This is a genomic window from Methanosarcina mangrovi, assembly GCF_052057765.1.
Taxonomy (GTDB): Archaea; Halobacteriota; Methanosarcinia; order Methanosarcinales; family Methanosarcinaceae; genus Methanosarcina.
In genome coordinates, this window is sequence record NZ_CP195120.1 from 1,225,333 (window position 1) to 1,242,154 (window position 16,822).

Below are 16,822 nucleotides of genomic sequence, written 5' to 3' on the forward strand. Positions count from 1 at the left end.
ACTGATCACTGCATGGGAATTCTTTTTTCCTATTTTTTACTTACCCGAATCTACCTTTTTTGGAACCGAATTTCTGAAATTGTATTTATGTCTGTACCGTATATTTGTGTTTTTGTGTTCTAACCTGTAGCACAAAGCTAACATTTGAGAAAGGATTCTCGGTCCCTTATCCCTGGAATCAGAAATTCTTACGTTTTATACCCTGCGTTATCAGTTTGTCCATGCCAACTATCCGGATACTTCCTCGATTGGTCCTAAAAATGTCCCACTCGTCGAAAGATACGCCCAGATCACATTAAAATCACTTGAAAAACTCTGGATATCTCTGTTGCTGACACCGAATACAAATATTTATATTCTTTGGTAGATAATTTTACTGTAATGGATGATAGTAAAGAATACCAGCTTTATCTTGAAGCCCTTGACGAAGAGAAATCTGCATGGGCGAGAAGGACCGCTGTAAAGAGGCTCAGTGAATGCAAAACCGAAGAGTCCCTCTACTACCTGAACGAGCTTGTTGTTGACAGGTACTGTATAGTTCCAGACTGGCTTAAAAAGATTGCAAGAGAATATTACGTGTGCCTGTGCCTTGAGTTTCTCTAAAAACTTAATTTTCCAATTACTGTTTTTCAAGCAATTGGGTAACTTCTGATCGATCGGTATATCATTCCAGAAGTTCTGAATACGGCACCTTCAGGCTATGTAGTCCCCCGTCACGAACGCTGTGCCTCCAGGCATGAAAACAGAGTAAAAACAGTGCTGTTAATGAGTGCTTAATTCTTTTTTATTTGTACTCGCGTCGAGTTTTTCCTATTTTTTAGTACTTGCTCTTTTCATGTTATTTGCTGCTGCATTACATCGCAACTCCCAGAAAATCTCCGATTTCCTGCGATCCCGAGGAGCAATTCGAGCGAGTCACAATTCGAGAGGATGAACAGCAATTTATAATCCCGAAAACAGGTTTCCCAAGGGTATCATGGGTTTTCGAAATCAAAAACTATAAATTTATTTGGAACTTAGAAGGCTGTACATACCTGAAACATGTAATTCAATAACCCGATTCTTCTATAATATCCTGAGAATCGGCATGCTTAAAGCTTTAGAGATCACCTTTACTAATGAATTGCTATCTCTGGTTGATGGAATGAGTTAAAAATCACTTCTTCCCGTCAGAAAATGATTCTCGTTTAGTTTTATTCCTTTCAGGTTTACGGAAGTAAGGACCCTTAAAAAGACCAGGATCTTTAAAAGATTAGAAAGAAAAATGTCTGACTTGAAAAATAATTTGAAATTATAATTTGCTGGTAAACTACCTCAGGAGAGATCGTCTGTATGAGCAAGAAGGATACCGAAAAGATTTTGGGAGGACCGGCAGCAATTCTGCTGCTTGTTGGAGTAGTGCTGAGTGTTATTCTCTTCTATTTTATGTTCCAGTTTGCTGAACAGGAAAATCTTTTCATGGTTCTCCTAACTGCAGTACTAATATCCATTATTTCAATAGCTATAGCCAGGGGTCTGGTTTCCATATATAAGTACAAATAACTGCATTTCAGTTCATACTTACTTTTTATTAAGGGACACTCTTTTTACTCTATTATTTTTTATATCCTTACTTTTGAGCAGAGTTGCGCCAGCAGAGTTGCGGCTCTGCAGCCCGAATTTCGCTTCGGGAGCACGAGGTCTGTTTCGCTGCGCTCAAGCAGACTAATTTGAAGGTTTAAATCGGAAACTTCGCTCAAGAGGGCTAATTTATAGGTTCCAGTAGTGGGGGGCTTCGCTTGTTCAGGTAGACTGCTTTATAGGTTTTAGCTGAGCTTTGCTTTGTTCAAGAAGATCAATGTAAAAACAGCTTCATTAGGGTGTATTGTTAATCGAAATTCTAACTTATGATATTATTTCTTTTATGATATTATTTCTTAATTGACTAGCGTTATAATTTATTCTTTAGTTTGATGATGTGGTCAAAAAACATTAATATAGTTAGGTTCGATTATCTCATCTCACATTGTAAAAATATGAGGGTGAATCCAAACTAAACTTACAGAGTTGGCTTGAACCCTGAACGCTCGAAGAAGAGATTATAACTTGATGAATGGCACACGGGCAAAAGGTATCTTCAAAGCCGGAGCATAGATGCAGATAAAAAAATCACGCAGACCCATTGTTACTTGTAATTGACGGTGTCTGACCTTATAGTGATACAGGATTTTTCAAGCCGGGGGCTCAAACAAACAATGGATTTATCCAGAAGGTAATTTTATGAAATTGAAATCTGTTTTGATTACACTACTTCTTTTCTTTTCAACAAATCCCGTATCGGCTGATGTGATCACAGTAGGATTCAAAAATGCAGATTATACTTCGATTCAGGATGCCGTTGATAATGCAAATGATACGGATATCATTATTGTACACAGTGGGATTTATTCTGAAAACCTGCTCATCAACAAACCACTTACATTAAAAACTGCAGATGATAACTCGTTTAATGTAACTGTCAAAGTTACAAACTCTTCAAATCATATATTTCACATAAGCTCATCGAATACCAGCATAATCGGTTTCAATTTGATAGCCGAAAATGAGAGCAAAATCAGGTCCGGGATATATCTGGACAATGCCATGTACTGTCAAATCCTGGATAACAGTATTTCAAACGTTGAAGACGGCATTCTACTTTCCTCTTCCCGGGAAAACGAAATCGAAGGCAATTCTTTATTTTTAAACAGCCTGCACGGGATAAACATATCCGACTCGAATAACAACGTCATAAGTAAAAATACGGTTTTCAATAATCGATATGGAATAATTGTCGAATCTTCAAATAACAATATAATTTCCAATAACAATGCAAGCCTTAATGAGAATTATGGGATAGCCCTGTTCAAAACAAATGACAGTATCGTAAAAGAAAACACTGCTACTGGAAACAAGCATGGTATCTGTTTAACCTCATCTTTTAATAATGAAATAGAAAACAACAGTGCCGTCAATAATATGTTAACCGGTTCTGTTGTATGGGATTCGGAAACTAACCGGCTGGAAAACAATAATTTTGGTTTCAATAGAGATTCGGGCTTAACCCTCCTTCATGCAAATAAAAATAATAGAATCGTAAACAATGAGCTTTCACACAATGAAAACGGAATCTATTCCAGAGGTGACGGCGCCCTTATCCGGAACAATACAATAAATTCCAACGGCAAATACGGCATACTTCTCATTTATACTAAAGACAATGTCATCGAAAACAACACTTTATTAAATAATGAAATAGGAATTAAAACAGAAAAATTATCCGAAAATCAGATTTTTTCGAACACAATAGATAACCGGCTGACCGCTAATAAACTGATGTCTGCTCTTCTTGTCCTTGTAGTAATAGGGGCGGTATTTTACCTGAAAAAAGAGTCATTACTATTGAAATCTCTGAAGATCCTGCTTCTCGTGTTCATATTATTGATCCTTGCAATTGTCGCATGGTACTTCCCATTTGAGTCAGGTCTGCCTGAGAACAATGTTGAAATTAATAATATTAACTGGACTGATAATGGGGCAGTGACTGATAATAGGGCAATAAATGATAGTTATGTAAGAGGGAATCTCTCAATGGACTTTGTTTATCTGCACAAGAATTCACAGTCTCTAAACCTTGGAGAGAGCCCTGAAACAGACATTTTACCAGTTGATATCCATATCGGTTCAATGGGTTCTGCAAGCACATTAGGGGATTACACCCTGTTACATGGAGAACCTCTCACCTTAGAGTATTCAAAACCATATCAATATAGCCATCCGCTCGATTTGAAAAAAGAAAAGCAACATCATGTACTGGTTGAAATTTACACAAAAAGATACTATGAATATCCAAATCCTGTTTATGGGGACTCACACCAGGAATTAATTGGAGTGGAAGTAATGGATATTAACCTGAAAGGTAAATAATTTTTCCATTTTTATATACCGAATTAAATTTTCTGCTCGATAACTTCTTAAGATTTGTGATTTTGCAGAACTTTCGGTACTTTGTCGATCATTCGGTCACAAATTCCATAAAACGAAGATTTCAAATGGGAACAGGTATACTAAATTGAAGGTCTGGCAAAAGAGGGTTACGAAATGCAAAAACGGGCATATTTACTGATTGCTGCAGGGGCGGTCCTATGGGGTACGATAGGAATTTTCGTTCGGGGCTTTTACGGTTTCGGATTTTCTCCGCTTCAGGTTGTGACGCTCAGGGTTTTATCGGCGGCTGTTCTTATGCTGGTCTACCTGCTTTTTACCAGGCCGGAACTGCTGAAAATAAGGGTTCGTGACTCTCTCTATTTTGTAGGGACAGGCATCTTCAGCCTTGCTTTCTTTAACCTCTGTTACTTTACCACAATCAGGGAAACTTCTATTGCAGTTGCCGTTACTTTGCTCTATACAGCCCCTGCATTTGTTTCAGTCCTTTCCAGGGTTTTCTTCGGGGAAAGTCTGGGTATAAAAAAGCTTTTTTCTCTGGGGCTAACGCTTATAGGATGTGCTTTTGTAACCGGTTATCTTCCGGGACTCGGGGATTCTCTTTCCCTTTCCTTATCAGGGCTTCTCATAGGGTTAGGGGCAGGTTTCGGATACGCCCTCTACAGCATTTTCGGAAAAGCCGCTCTCGAAAAGTATCATACAATGACAATTGCAGCTTATACTTTCATTTTTGCAAGCCTTGCTCTTCTGCCTCTTGGCAACTTTGAAAATTCTGCAGGGGCTTTTTCTACGGGGACTTTCTGGGTCTACCTTGCAGGCCTGGGCTTTTTTCCCACCATACTTGCCTACCTGCTGTACACGAAAGGGCTCGAGGAAGTCGAATCAAGCAGAGCCTCCATAGTAGCAACGATAGAGCCGGTTGTGGGTACCCTTGCAGGTTTTTTCTTTTTCAGGGAAATGCTAACGGGCTGGCAGTTGGCAGGGGTTCTGCTCGTACTTATAGCAGTTGTACTGATACAGGAACGAAAGTGAGCTTTTTTCGTTAATTTTCTGCCTGAACCTTTTTCCTTCAAGACTATTTTTAATATTTTCTTCAATATGTTCTCATTTAATTTTTTCTTCCTGAAGTCTTTTTTCCTGAAGTCTTTTTTCCTGAAGTCTTTTTTCCTGAAGTCTTTTTTCCTGAGACTCTCTTTTGCTCCGGAAGGGGGTTTTACGGAATCACTTGAAATAGTGTGAAGGTTAATATGTCACCTCAGTTTAATATCTGGTCTAAATTAACCCTATTACCTTCTCCACATTTGCTAATTAATATGACCGTTCTGATTATTCCAGGTCTTTCTTTCAGGTCATCTGCAATCATCCGGTCTAAAATAAATAGATGGCTGATTCAGGCGAAATAAATTACAATGACAAAGTCACAATCATATTGAGAATGAAAAGGAAGGTGTTTAGTCAATGAGGTTGAATCTTGAACATTTTAATATAAAAATCGGGCAGCATAAAGTGATGTTCAATATTGCCGATGCGAAGGAACTGGGAATAAATCCGGGTGATAGGGTCCGCATCCGTGGGCATCAGAGCATTTCTGCCATTGTGGACACAACCGAGGATATGGTTCCTCCGGGTACTCTGGGCGTTTTTTCTGAAGTTTACGAGCACTTCGAGGACTGGGATAAGCCGGTTGAAGTTGTCCCGGCATTACGCTCAAAATCTGCAGGCATTATCAAGAAGATGCTGGACAAAAAGCCTGTTGTTCAGGATGAGATCAAATTGCTTGTAAGCGATATCGTGGAGGAAAACCTCAGTGATGTCGAACTTTCGGCTTTTATATCAGCTTCTTATATCCACGGGATGACTGATGACGAGGTCGAATGGCTGACAAGGGCTATGATTGATACCGGAGATACAATCGAATTTGACACCCATCCTATCATGGACAAGCACTCGATAGGGGGAGTACCCGGAAACAAGATTTCTCTCCTTGTTGTCCCCATCGTCGCTGCAAACGGGCTTCTTATCCCCAAGACAAGTTCCAGGGCAATCACAGGTGCGGGTGGGACTGCAGATCTCATGGAAGTGCTCAGTCCCGTTGAGTTCAGCTCTGAGGAGGTCAAGGAGATCTCCGAGAAGGTAGGGGGTGCGCTCGTCTGGGGAGGAGCTACCAACATTGCACCTGCGGATGACAAGCTCATAAGGGTTGAGTATCCCCTGTCCATTGACCCTTACTATCAGATGCTTGCCTCAATTATGGCAAAAAAGGGAGCTATCGGAGCTGATAATGTGGTAATGGACATCCCTGTCGGGCCAAGTACGAAAGTTCCGACAGTTCAGGAAGGGCAGAAGCTGGCAAGAGACCTGATCAACCTCGGGCACAGGCTCGGAATGAACGTTGAGTGTGCCATTACCTACGGTTCCTCTCCCATCGGAAGAAAAGTGGGACCTGCGCTGGAAGTGAGGGAAGCCATGAAGGTGCTGGAAAGCATGGAAGGTCCGAACAGCCTTATTGAAAAGAGCGCTGCTCTTGCAGGAATTCTGCTTGAGATGGGAGGGGCGGCTCCAAGGGACCGCGGAAAAGAAGTTGCATTGGAGACTCTCAGGAGCGGAAAAGCCCTTGAAAAGATGAGGCAGATAATCGAAGCCCAGGGTGGAGACCCGAACATTAAATCCGATGATATCCAGGTAGGGCAGTACACTGCTGACATTTTTGCTTCTGCAGACGGGTACGTTATTGAGTTTGACAACAAGTGGATTATTGAGATTGCCAGACTTGCCGGAGCTCCGAATGACAAAGGAGCCGGGGTTGCAATTCACAAGAAAATGGGAGAGCAGGTCAAAAAGGGAGATTCCATTCTCACAATCTATGCTGAAAAAGAGTTCAAGCTCGATCTCGCATTGACCACTGCCCAGAGGACAAACCCGATAATAGTCGAAGGCATGCTTCTGAAGAGAATCCCGGGAATTTATGGCTTCCAGTAAGACCCATATTTTCCTTTCTCTTCTTTTTTCGGTGCAACTTCAATGAAACCCTTTAATACCTTGTAAGGGTTTTAGCCGGACATGAAGAGGATTGTATTGCTGCGCCTTGGGCACCGCCCTGAAAGGGACAAAAGGATTACCACCCATGTAGGCTTAACTGCTAGGATGCTTGGAGCTGAGGGGATGCTTCTTGCTTCTGATGACCCGGGGATAGTGCAGAGCCTTGAAGATGTGGTCCGGCGCTGGGGCGGAGACTTTTACATTAAAAATAACGTTAACTTCAAGCAGGAAATCCGAGTCTGGAAAGAAGCAGGAGGAAAAGTCTGCCACCTTTCCATGTACGGGGTTAACCTGCCGGGTGTTACCGGGGAACTCAAAAAGTGCGAAAAGCTCATGATCGTCGTAGGTGCAGAAAAAGTCCCTCCTGAAATTTACCAGCTTGCAGACTGGAATGTAGCTGTAGGTAGCCAGCCTCATTCCGAAGTTGCGGCAGTTGCAATCACAATGGACAGGATCGCTGAAGGAGAGCCTCTTGAAAACGAGTTTCTGGGGGCTGAACTGACAATTGTCCCCGCAGAAAGGGGCAAACACGTAATCGAAAATATCAGAGAATAAGCCTGGCTATATATTTTCACTTCCTTATCTTTTTCGAAAATAGACGAGTCCCTGAGAGTCAAAGTCTTTAATTAGATGCGATCCGGTCTATTATTACGAATTTTAAGATAAGTGTTAAATATAAGTTCCGCATAGGATGGGTGTCATAGGCAGACCAGTCCTCCTGCTAACCAGCAGTATCCGGTTTTCCCGTTTTCGTTCTCGCCAGAAGGGGCTGACAGGTACGATCCAAACGGTTCCGGAAAATTGAGGTAAGGTCCGGTTAAGGGGTGCATGCAGACAAACTTTTCTTGTCAGACACTTTATTTGTCGGGCATCCCTTCCGGTTTTCTTTCCCGTTTTCTTATTTTCTTTATTCTCTTTCTATTTTTTATTTCTTGTTTTCTTTATTCTCCTTCTTGTTTTTTCCTTCTCATTTTCTCTATTTCTCTCTTTTTTCTTTTGTTTTTCCTCTGTTTTCCTTCTGTTTTCCTTCTGTTTTCCCTCTGTTTTCCTGACTTTCCTGTTTATTTTTCTCACCTTTTTTCCAACAAACTTTCTCTGAAGTGAGTTTTAAATGGAAAAGTACGAACCTGAACATGCTTTCAGCAAATGCCTGACTAATTTAAATCGAACACCGGACCATAAAAAAGAATAAATTAAAATAATAGCGAGAAGTAAGGATAAATGAACCATATGGACTTAACAGTGCAGCAAATGGATTTATTAGTCGGATCTGTGTTTCTCCTTATAGTCCTGGCTCTGATTTTACACTTTTACAAAATCCGGCTGCTCTCACACTCTTTAAAACTCTGCAACTGGATCTGTGGGCTGGCTATCGGTTCGGATAGTCCCTGGGTCAAGATGATGGCTCTTCATCTCGTTTTTTTGGTGCGCCTGCTCATGTACCTTGCAATTGTCTCCCTTGAGCAGGTGGATAAGCTCACCACCAGGGGTTTGCTCAAGCACTATATTTCGGGTACGCGGCTTGTTCTTTTGGAGTACCTGTCCGTTTTTCTTAACCCCTCCGAAGAGGTTGAAAAATACATCTACAGCCTAAACACCCTAAACTCTTCCGCGAGTAAAAAGAAACAGCACCTGAGAAAATAAGTTTCCTTAAAACTCCATTTTTAACAAATCTTTTTAGAACCTTGTTTTTTATGTCCTGCCCCTCTTTCAATGCATTTTCCGATGCTTATTCTTCAAAGTCCCCATTTCTCTTTTTGAGGTCCTATTATGCAATAATAATCCTGATTGAGCCTGAATTTTGCCGCAGCCTGGCACTGCATGCAAATGCATCCCCGGTCTTTTTTGATGCACCTGTTTTTTCCGACTGCAGGGAAGCAGAATCCAATTTCCTCTGCACAAGGATCCCATGTAAGGCATGATTTGCAAATACAGAGTTCCTGGATCTGTATTCTGGTTCCCTCTATTTCTTCGGGGCTCATTTCCCTGTAGTTCATTTTTCTTTCCCCCTTTTCTCCAGTCCTTTTTTCGATTTGCTGCCCTTTCAGCTTTCATTCTCATTTCCAACTTCATATCTTTTTTCTGATGTTCCACCTTTTTCCAGCGCCCCATTCTTTTTTGATGTTCTACCCGTTTTCTAACGTCCTGCTTTACTATGATTAGGGCCTTAATGCCTATAACTCTGAGCAGTTTACGGTTTTGCAGCAAATTCAAATTTCAGCCTGTTGATCGGACTGAATCGCCATTTCGGGAAGCAGGTTTTTTCACCGGAGGCTTTTCAGATTTCTGGATTTTCGGATTTTTGGATTTTCGGATTTCTGGATTTTCGGATTTTTTTGTTTTCAGGTGACCTGAATGAAAATTAAGCACAGCTGTCCTGAAAATTCATGGCTTTTCCCGAAAATTTCAGTTCCTTTCCGGAAATTTTACCCTTTCCATGAAAATGCCGGTGTTGTACCTTTTATATATCAGGAGATTATATTTTGTCCGTAAACTTCCTGTTATACAGGGAGTTACGCAGGGAATTCTCGGGTAAGAGCTTCCCTGTTTTTTTGGATTAAGGAAGCGGGTCATATGAATATAACTTTAATTGGTATGGCAGGAGCGGGGAAGAGTACTATAGGCAAGGCACTTGCAAAACGCCTGAATTATACTTTTATTGACGTTGACGGCATGATAACGGAGAGGACAGAAATGCCCCTTCAGGCTCTGATAGATAAACAGGGCGATTCGGCTCTGATCAGGTTTGAAGAAGAAGCCATTCTTGAGCTTGAGCAGGTGGACAACTGTATTATCTCTCCCGGAGGGAGCGTGGTTTATTCCGAAAAAGCCATGGAGCACCTGAAACAAATCTCAAGGATAGTCTTTCTGGACGCTCCTTTCAGAAGCATCGTAAGAAGGATCCCTAACGCAAGAAAGAGGGGTATAGTAGGGCTCAGGGACAGGAGCCTTAAAGAGCTTTTTGAAGAGAGACTGGTTCTGTATCGGAAGTATGCTGACTTTTCAATAAGACTTAAAGGAAGGGAAAACGTCCAGAGGATTGCGGGAAAGATAATTCAGCTCTGTTTTGGGTCGGAGCCCTGATGAGCATTAGCTTTTCCCGGATGACAGACCAATAAGGCTTTCATTTTATTTTCAAAACCGCTTCTTTCATAAATCTTTTTAAGACATTCATTTCCAGGACTTAACTTTATCCGGATTATTTAGAGTTTCATTTCCTCCGCCTTCGTAGAGTTCTTCATGGATAAGGGCAATAGAGGCTACTCTATTCTGGCTTTCTCTGAAAGCTCCAAGGACTTCGGTATTCTTAACCTATTCCTCATAGTTGAACTTCTCAGCCTGAAGGTCCAGCAGGGAAGAGATTACCTGCACTCAGCCTGCTCGCTTTCGATTATGTCTGCAGCTTGCCCAACCAGGAAACCGATCAATCGCAGCTCACTCTCAGCCGGTGCTTCTTTAAATTTGGATGTTCTGTTAAATATATGAATAAGGAGTTCCGTACCGGCCACTGCCAGCATAGGGCAAAAATGTTTTTTTTCGGATGCGAGTTTAGAAAATGTTGAGGGATTATTTTCACTGATTGTTGAAGAAATTACGCTAAGCGATATTTTTTGTAGTCTGATTTGATGTCATTTAACATGTGGCTCTTTGTTATAAAGGGAATAACAACCGAAATTATAACTACTCCCCCCTTTACAAAAAAATCAGTAGATTAACTTCATTTGAGTAGTAGTAAAGTATTAGCCAGGACTTACAGCCAGGACTTACTGTCCTTAATAAATTAAGTTGATCTACCGTGCTGGCAGAAGTGGTTATTCGGATCCGCATCTTTGAGGCCATACTCTTTCCAGACATCACATGAATCACAAATGCATTGTCTGTCAAAGTTAAGGTCCTTACATAGGGACTTACCTTCCGAGCAAAATACACCCGGGATATACTCTGGATACGGGACGTCTCCTGCAGGCATATATTCCATTGCTTCTCTTGAACTTTTAATTTTATCCTGTGCGCACTGACTGTCAGCCTGGACCGGACACTCCGGGCACCTACATCTACTAATGTTTTCCCCTACGTAAGGAACCGCAAAATCCGTACATTTTTCAAAAGTTATGTTCCCGCCTTTAGATGTTACAGGGCCTTTTTCTTCGGTTGGTGTATCTCTCCCCATATAGTGGTCCCCAAAATTGATACCCAAATTAACAACCCCGTTTTATAATTTATTTATAATAATAACAATCTTTGCATAAAAATCTTTGCATAATTATTACTCCAGGCAGTCAAAGAGCGCTTAAGAGAACTTAACTAAACAATTGTTTCCGATTTATCCTGGAACGCGGAGAACCTTCCTCTTCATTTATATTCCCAGGATATTTGCAGGCACTTTACAGGTAATCTAAAGTCCAAACATCGTTTTTGGATTCAACGGTCTACATTATAGACTATTTGTTTCAGTGACTGATTTTTTTTCTCATCGTGGCAAAAAAGCTTAACTATTAAAGCTGGTTTAGGGATATAAGGAAGACTTACAGGGATAGTTCTTATCTATCAGGTCTTCAATCCGGACAAAACTCTTTGTTTATCGCTTTCATTATTAACCTGCAAATAGAAGCAGGATTAACAGGAGATATTTCATGACATCAAGCCGTTTCATTATCACGGTTATCGGTAGCGACAGGGTAGGGATTGTTGCCAGGATCACCACGGTGATGGCAAATTATAATGTAAATATTGTCGATATCAGCCAGACTATTATGCAGGGCATCTTTACCATGATCATGCTGGCAGAAGCCCCAAAGGAAAACTTTGACCTTGCAGCTTTCCAGCACGCTATGGATGCTGAAGGAAAGAGCCTTGGGGTCGAGGTCAAGGTGCAGCATGAAGATGTTTTCCGTTTCATGCACAGGATCTGAGCTGTGAGGAGGTTTTTTTCATGCTTATAAACCCGAACGAAATCCTGGAAACGATTCAAATGGTCAGGATGGAACACCTGGATATCAGGACCGTCACCATGGGGATCAGTCTCAGGGACTGCAGTCATCCGGACCCTGAGGTTTTCAACGAGAATATCTATGAAAAAATAACTTCCAGGGCAAAAGAGCTTGTCCGGACAACGAATGAAATCCAGAGCCTTTATGGGATTCCTATTATCAACAGGCGGATTTCCGTAACTCCCATAGCCATAGCAGCCGAAAGCTGCAGGTCTCAGGACTTCGTTTCCGTTGCAAAGACAATGGACGAAGCTGCAAAGGAAGCAGGTGTGGACTTTATAGGAGGGTTCAGCGCCCTTGTCCATAAAGGGGAAACCCGGGGAGACCTCAAACTGATAAATTCCATTCCCGAAGCCCTTGCATCTACCGAAAAGGTCTGCTCGTCCGTAAACGTTGCAACAACAAAAGCGGGCATTAATATGGATGCAGTCGGCCTGATGGGAAAAGTGATCAAAAAGACTGCAGAACTGACCGCTGACAGGGACGGGATAGGCTGTGCCAAACTGGTTGTTTTTGCAAATGCCCCCGAAGACAACCCCTTTATGGCAGGAGCTTTTCACGGAATAGGTGAGCCCGAATGCGTTATCAATGTGGGTGTTAGCGGGCCGGGTGCGGTTAATACAGCTGTTTGCGAACTTGAAAACCCGGACCTTACGGAAATCTCCGAAACGATCAAAAAGACAGCCTTCAAAATCACCCGCATGGGGGAGATGGTAGGAAAGGAGGTCTCGCGAAGGCTTGGAGTGGAATTCGGGATTCTCGACCTCTCGCTTGCTCCAACTCCGGCAATCGGGGACAGTGTTGCCGCAATTCTCGAAGCTATGGGGCTTGAACGCTGCGGAACCCACGGAACAACGGCAGCCCTTGCCCTCCTGAATGATGCCGTAAAAAAAGGCGGAGCAATGGCTTCTTCTTCCGTAGGAGGTTTAAGCGGGGCTTTCATCCCGGTCAGTGAGGACGCAGGCATGATCGAAGCAGTAAAAGCCGGAGCCCTTACTCTGGAAAAACTCGAAGCAATGACCAGCGTCTGTTCCGTAGGGCTTGACATGATCGCAGTCCCGGGTGACACCTCCGCCGCTACCCTTTCCGCAATCATTGCCGACGAAATGGCAGTTGGAGTGATCAACAAAAAGACAACAGCCGTCCGTATCATTCCGGCTCCGGGAAAAGCCGTAGGGGACTCCGTGGAGTTCGGCGGGCTGCTCGGAAGTGCACCTATTATGCCGGTAAGCAGTTTCAGCTCCGAGACTTTCGTAAATCGGGGAGGAAGGATTCCGGCTCCAATCCAGTCACTTACGAACTGAAGTATTGCCCTTAAAATAGGAACTCAGATAGAGTTACTGTTGAACATACCGAACTGTTGAGCATACTGTCATGAAGTCAGAACATGCTGATTTTCAGTTCTCACCGGCGGCAATTGCCAGATTAAAAAGAGTGAAAAACAGAACAATAGCCTTCAATTGGTAAAAATGGATTCTCTGAAATCTGTCCGTTAATCCTTAAAAAAGATGGCTATTGAATTGTTTTCCTTTTGAATTGTTTTCCTTTTGAATTGTTTTCCTCTCGAATTGTTGCAAAGTGGATCGGGAAGCGAGAACGCGGATATTATTTTTTCTCTTCTTTGATTTTAGTTGTTCAGGCATTTTGTTCTTTTGAGGTCTTTTTCAAATATTTTTTGTAAAATCTTCAAAAGCACACTATTATAAAATACTTATTAATAAAATACTTATTAAATATGGAAAAATTTTTCATCATTTACACTGTTTGACCATGGACATTATTTTTGTTTTATCCTCTATTTTTGGAGGTTGTTGGGATGTCTCAAAAAGAGGCTTGAAGAACATGAGTTATTGACAGAGGAGAGAGTTATTTGGACCAAAAATACTTGAGAATAATAATTTTGCCGCTTCTTTTAGTATGCCTTGCAGGCGTATCAGGAGCTGAGCCGGGCAGCAAAACTCCAGGAAACGCAGCAGTTATGGACTACACCGAAGGCGGGCACTATGATACCGACTTCACTGCCAGTTTCATGTCGGAATGGTGGTACCAGAACGGGGACGTGCGGCTTGTTGGGAAGGATGGGGAAAAGAGGAGACTTGCATTTTTTGTCACACTGGTGCATCAGGAGTCCCCGTCGTTTTTTAATGTTTCGGATGAACAGTTTTCGAATATGGTGACTTTCTACGGGCTTTATCCGGATGGAGAGGATACTTCTGACAATTATACCATGTATTTTGTGGAAAGGGATAATATTACAAATTACATTGGATTTCACGTGCCTTACATTGACTTTACTTACCCGGAAGGTTTAAGGAGCTTTTACGGTTCAGCCCGTAAAGGTTACCGTCTGGATTATGCTTACGACAACGTGCAGTTAGACCTGCTTTTCAAGCCTCTTGCCGAAAAAACAATTGATAGTGCCACAGAGCCTGTCAATTTCACCACCTATGAATACGCTTATGGAAAGCTTGAGGGCAGTGTGGTGCTTGACGGCAAGAGATACGATGTCACTCAGGCGGACGGGTACTTTGACCATATGACTCCTTATACAAATAACCAGCCTGTATGGGAAATGGAAATGCATGGGTGGAGCTGGTCAGAACTTACAACGGATAGTTACCAGACCGTGTTCTATGGAGTAAGAGGGCCCGAGGATGGTTATGATGATTATACGTATAAACATCTGACCCTGATAAACAAACATACCGGGAAGGTAATCGCAGAGTACTCAGGGAATGAAGTGAGTGTCAACCAGGACGGCAGGGAAGCAGTGACAATAAATGGGCACGATGTGGAAAGACCTTCCAGTGTCCAGATCTCGGCTCCTGACTTGGATATCTCCATAAATGCTCAAAGTGTTGTCCAGCTTGATAAATCTTCCCTGCCCGGGGGAGAACCTTTAGGATTTGTTGATTTCATGGCTTTCCAGCCCGATGAAGCAACAATTGAGTATAAAGGAGATCTTGAGCAGGGAAGTGCATTCTACGAATATATGGTAACTGACTGGGTTATTTTCTCTTCAGAGTAAATGCCGCAAGTTGATGGAAAATAAAACCTGTAGCCTCAGACCTGTAGCTCAGACCTGTAGCTTCAAACATGTAAATCCTGTATTTTGCAGGAAAATTTCCCCTTTTACATTTTTTTGTGTCTGAAGCAGCTGGCCTACTTACAATCTGTAGCCCCACCTGAGAAAACGAGAAATGACTCTGTTTTTCTGAAATTCCTGTACTTTTCTCCGCCCGAAGTTGTTTCAAGAATATTTAAATGAAATTTCAGGTTTAATGTTTGTGTCAAAAGCGTTTTTTCCGCCTTTTTTACTTCGAATCTGCCCACAGCGCTCTCATCATTTCTCTGATTTCTTCTATTTTTTTGATGCTGTTTTTATCGTTTATTACATCAAGTTCGTTAAAAGATTCAAGGGCAATCTTTGCCGCAATCGAGGTATCGTTCAGGTATCTGTTCTCTGCACTGCTCACAATTGTCTGAAGGGCGGATGCAGCCTGGAAAACGGCATTTTCCATCTCTTCCTCCTCAGCGCTTTTTCCTATTTCTTCAATGGAGGCTGCGATACTTCCTGCCGCATTTTGAAGGTTTTCTTCCATAGCGGCTGCAGCCATCTCTTCTAACATAAGTTCGGCCCCTATTGCAGCTTCTTCAAGGGTTTTCTGAGCAGCCAGTTTTCCGGTTTCTCCAAGGCAGGTGACACATATGGCGGCATTTTCCGAAACATCAGGGATTTTCATCTGGGTAACCGCTTTTCCAATTTCCCCAAGTCCGATTGTAACTGCAATTGTTTCTCTTTCCCTGTTAAGGAGAGCTGCCGTATTTCCGCTTTTCCCGAGCACTGAGGCTGCAAATTTAGCTACAGTTTCAAGTTGTTGTTCGGCAGCGACTTTTCCGATAGTTCCGAAAGAAAGCAGGATTCTTATAGTTGAGCTTTCCATGTTCTGCTTCATTGAGCACCGGAGAATCTGTTCCAGAGACCGGATAGCATTGACTGCTGCATTCTCCATGCCCCGAAGGGCGGCAGCCTTTCCTATTTCGTTTATGGAGGATATCGTCCTTTCGGCTTCCAGTTCTTTTCTTTCGCTAAGATACCCTTTACCTTTCTCTGTCAGAGAGGCGAGAGCCTGACTGACTCCTTCATCAAATTCCTCATCTATGGAATCCAGCCCTTTACGCAGTGCTTGATCGTTTTCTCCTGAAAGCATAGCTTTGAAGCTCCTTTTCATCAGTTATGCCTCTATTTTTATTCTCCTGTTTCTTTCTTTGTGCTTATTTCCAAGATGCCCTTTACTGCTTTAATTTGTTATCTGTTTTGGCCTTTCTATTTGTTTTGTTTTTAATCAATAGCTCCGCCAGAATAGTGGTATATGTAGTAAAGCGTCAGAAAAACGAGAACTGCAAGAAGAGCTTTAAAGTCTATTTTTTTTAATATATCGCTGATTTCATCAATCCCCCTACTCTCTGTTTCTTCCCCGGATTCATCTTATATTTATGGTTTCCTGGTTCAAATATTTTCAGGTAATAAGATGAATTTTCAAGCATGTTGATGCTGCTATCCCAGCATTTTTTTGTAACAGTAAGTAAGACGACCAGGTAAAATAATGTTTTGTATTAATCCAGAAGTCCAGTCTTCAACTCTTACCTGTTCGATGATTTTTGAGTTCTCGAAAAAAACGGCTCTCCCCAGTTGGACCACCCGATTTTCGCTTCGGTACCCTGTGCCGAATACAACGATACTCAGGATAGGTATTTTAGAAATGACACTCAGGATAGGTATTTTAGAAATAGAAGATAATATTACAGCAGGGTAATTCAAAGCTTCT

16 protein-coding genes and 1 pseudogene are annotated in these 16,822 nt (G+C 42.1%); 11 read left to right on the plus strand and 6 right to left on the minus strand.

Annotated features, from left to right (window positions below; genetic code table 11):
- Nucleotides 1-381: 381 nt before the first annotated feature.
- Together ACSAZL_RS05665 and ACSAZL_RS05670 are read left to right on the plus strand one after the other, a co-directional pair.
- A complete protein-coding gene (locus ACSAZL_RS05665; protein ID WP_440947738.1) occupies nt 382-603 on the plus strand; it encodes a hypothetical protein in 222 nt (73 codons plus the stop codon).
- A gap of 729 nt (nt 604-1,332) precedes the next feature.
- Nucleotides 1,333-1,542, plus strand: coding sequence for a hypothetical protein (locus ACSAZL_RS05670; RefSeq protein WP_440947739.1), 210 nt, complete (start codon nt 1,333-1,335; stop codon nt 1,540-1,542).
- A gap of 59 nt (nt 1,543-1,601) precedes the next feature.
- Here ACSAZL_RS05670 and ACSAZL_RS05675 read toward each other — a convergent pair whose 3' ends face one another.
- On the minus strand, nt 1,602-1,739 hold the full coding sequence (locus ACSAZL_RS05675; protein WP_440947740.1) for a hypothetical protein: 138 nt from the start codon (nt 1,737-1,739) through the stop codon (nt 1,602-1,604).
- 520 nt (nt 1,740-2,259) lie between these two features.
- On the opposite strand from ACSAZL_RS05675, the gene ACSAZL_RS05680 reads away from it, so the two are divergent.
- The 4 genes from ACSAZL_RS05680 (at nt 2,260) to ACSAZL_RS05695 (ending at nt 7,557) form a co-directional block, all read left to right on the plus strand.
- Nucleotides 2,260-3,945 carry a right-handed parallel beta-helix repeat-containing protein gene (locus tag ACSAZL_RS05680; protein WP_440947741.1) on the plus strand — a complete coding sequence of 562 codons (1,686 nt, stop codon included), beginning with the start codon at nt 2,260-2,262 and terminating at the stop codon, nt 3,943-3,945.
- Nucleotides 3,946-4,119: 174 nt separating this feature from the next.
- A complete protein-coding gene (locus ACSAZL_RS05685; protein WP_440947742.1) occupies nt 4,120-4,995 on the plus strand; it encodes a DMT family transporter in 876 nt (291 codons plus the stop codon).
- A 426-nt stretch (nt 4,996-5,421) separates the two neighbouring features.
- Nucleotides 5,422-6,942, plus strand: a complete 1,521-nt coding sequence (locus ACSAZL_RS05690; protein ID WP_440947743.1) for an AMP phosphorylase — start codon at nt 5,422-5,424, stop codon at nt 6,940-6,942.
- Nucleotides 6,943-7,023: 81 nt separating this feature from the next.
- Nucleotides 7,024-7,557 carry a tRNA (cytidine(56)-2'-O)-methyltransferase gene (locus tag ACSAZL_RS05695; RefSeq protein ID WP_440947744.1) on the plus strand — a complete coding sequence of 178 codons (534 nt, stop codon included), beginning with the start codon at nt 7,024-7,026 and terminating at the stop codon, nt 7,555-7,557.
- A gap of 363 nt (nt 7,558-7,920) precedes the next feature.
- On the opposite strand, the gene ACSAZL_RS05700 is transcribed toward ACSAZL_RS05695, so the two are convergent.
- Nucleotides 7,921-8,076 carry a hypothetical protein gene (locus ACSAZL_RS05700; RefSeq protein ID WP_440947745.1) on the minus strand — a complete coding sequence of 52 codons (156 nt, stop codon included), beginning with the start codon at nt 8,074-8,076 and terminating at the stop codon, nt 7,921-7,923.
- Between the two features lie 177 nt (nt 8,077-8,253).
- Between ACSAZL_RS05700 and ACSAZL_RS05705 the strand changes: the two genes are divergently transcribed.
- The gene (locus ACSAZL_RS05705; protein WP_440947746.1) at nt 8,254-8,646 is read left to right on the plus strand and encodes a hypothetical protein; all 393 of its coding nucleotides are present in this window, start codon (nt 8,254-8,256) and stop codon (nt 8,644-8,646) included.
- Between the two features lie 92 nt (nt 8,647-8,738).
- Here ACSAZL_RS05705 and ACSAZL_RS05710 read toward each other — a convergent pair whose 3' ends face one another.
- Nucleotides 8,739-8,999 (minus strand): DUF2769 domain-containing protein, encoded by a 261-nt coding sequence (locus ACSAZL_RS05710; RefSeq protein ID WP_440947747.1) that lies wholly within the window; start codon nt 8,997-8,999, stop codon nt 8,739-8,741.
- Nucleotides 9,000-9,576: 577 nt separating this feature from the next.
- Between ACSAZL_RS05710 and ACSAZL_RS05715 the strand changes: the two genes are divergently transcribed.
- The gene (locus tag ACSAZL_RS05715; RefSeq protein ID WP_440947748.1) at nt 9,577-10,086 is read left to right on the plus strand and encodes a shikimate kinase; all 510 of its coding nucleotides are present in this window, start codon (nt 9,577-9,579) and stop codon (nt 10,084-10,086) included.
- A gap of 117 nt (nt 10,087-10,203) precedes the next feature.
- Here the strand turns inward: ACSAZL_RS05715 and ACSAZL_RS05720 are convergent.
- Both ACSAZL_RS05720 and ACSAZL_RS05725 read right to left on the minus strand, forming a co-directional pair.
- Nucleotides 10,204-10,374 (minus strand): annotated as a pseudogene (locus ACSAZL_RS05720) (histidine kinase dimerization/phosphoacceptor domain -containing protein); the annotation flags it as partial.
- Between the two features lie 409 nt (nt 10,375-10,783).
- The gene (locus ACSAZL_RS05725; protein WP_440947749.1) at nt 10,784-11,173 is read right to left on the minus strand and encodes a DUF2769 domain-containing protein; all 390 of its coding nucleotides are present in this window, start codon (nt 11,171-11,173) and stop codon (nt 10,784-10,786) included.
- Between the two features lie 463 nt (nt 11,174-11,636).
- On the opposite strand from ACSAZL_RS05725, the gene ACSAZL_RS05730 reads away from it, so the two are divergent.
- From ACSAZL_RS05730 to ACSAZL_RS05740, 3 genes are all read left to right on the plus strand, one after another.
- Nucleotides 11,637-11,915 carry an ACT domain-containing protein gene (locus ACSAZL_RS05730; RefSeq protein WP_440947750.1) on the plus strand — a complete coding sequence of 93 codons (279 nt, stop codon included), beginning with the start codon at nt 11,637-11,639 and terminating at the stop codon, nt 11,913-11,915.
- 20 nt (nt 11,916-11,935) lie between these two features.
- Nucleotides 11,936-13,297 (plus strand): PFL family protein, encoded by a 1,362-nt coding sequence (locus ACSAZL_RS05735; RefSeq protein WP_440947751.1) that lies wholly within the window; start codon nt 11,936-11,938, stop codon nt 13,295-13,297.
- A 566-nt stretch (nt 13,298-13,863) separates the two neighbouring features.
- A complete protein-coding gene (locus ACSAZL_RS05740; protein ID WP_440947752.1) occupies nt 13,864-15,021 on the plus strand; it encodes a hypothetical protein in 1,158 nt (385 codons plus the stop codon).
- Between the two features lie 286 nt (nt 15,022-15,307).
- On the opposite strand, the gene ACSAZL_RS05745 is transcribed toward ACSAZL_RS05740, so the two are convergent.
- On the minus strand, nt 15,308-16,225 hold the full coding sequence (locus ACSAZL_RS05745) for a hypothetical protein (protein ID WP_440947753.1): 918 nt from the start codon (nt 16,223-16,225) through the stop codon (nt 15,308-15,310).
- Nucleotides 16,226-16,822 lie beyond the last annotated feature (597 nt).

What these genes read in the sequence shown, in the direction of transcription:
- ACSAZL_RS05665 (WP_440947738.1), top strand. Translation starts at nt 382, where the DNA reads ATGGATGATAGTAAAGAATACCAGCTTTATCTTGAAGCCCTTGACGAA.
- ACSAZL_RS05670 (WP_440947739.1), top strand. Translation starts at nt 1,333, where the DNA reads ATGAGCAAGAAGGATACCGAAAAGATTTTGGGAGGACCGGCAGCAATT.
- ACSAZL_RS05680 (WP_440947741.1), top strand. Translation starts at nt 2,260, where the DNA reads ATGAAATTGAAATCTGTTTTGATTACACTACTTCTTTTCTTTTCAACA.
- ACSAZL_RS05685 (WP_440947742.1), top strand. Translation starts at nt 4,120, where the DNA reads ATGCAAAAACGGGCATATTTACTGATTGCTGCAGGGGCGGTCCTATGG.
- ACSAZL_RS05690 (WP_440947743.1), top strand. Translation starts at nt 5,422, where the DNA reads ATGAGGTTGAATCTTGAACATTTTAATATAAAAATCGGGCAGCATAAA.
- ACSAZL_RS05695 (WP_440947744.1), top strand. Translation starts at nt 7,024, where the DNA reads ATGAAGAGGATTGTATTGCTGCGCCTTGGGCACCGCCCTGAAAGGGAC.
- ACSAZL_RS05705 (WP_440947746.1), top strand. Translation starts at nt 8,254, where the DNA reads ATGGATTTATTAGTCGGATCTGTGTTTCTCCTTATAGTCCTGGCTCTG.
- ACSAZL_RS05710 (WP_440947747.1), bottom strand. Translation starts at nt 8,999, where the DNA reads ATGAACTACAGGGAAATGAGCCCCGAAGAAATAGAGGGAACCAGAATA.
- ACSAZL_RS05715 (WP_440947748.1), top strand. Translation starts at nt 9,577, where the DNA reads ATGAATATAACTTTAATTGGTATGGCAGGAGCGGGGAAGAGTACTATA.
- ACSAZL_RS05725 (WP_440947749.1), bottom strand. Translation starts at nt 11,173, where the DNA reads ATGGGGAGAGATACACCAACCGAAGAAAAAGGCCCTGTAACATCTAAA.
- ACSAZL_RS05730 (WP_440947750.1), top strand. Translation starts at nt 11,637, where the DNA reads ATGACATCAAGCCGTTTCATTATCACGGTTATCGGTAGCGACAGGGTA.
- ACSAZL_RS05735 (WP_440947751.1), top strand. Translation starts at nt 11,936, where the DNA reads ATGCTTATAAACCCGAACGAAATCCTGGAAACGATTCAAATGGTCAGG.
- ACSAZL_RS05745 (WP_440947753.1), bottom strand. Translation starts at nt 16,225, where the DNA reads ATGAAAAGGAGCTTCAAAGCTATGCTTTCAGGAGAAAACGATCAAGCA.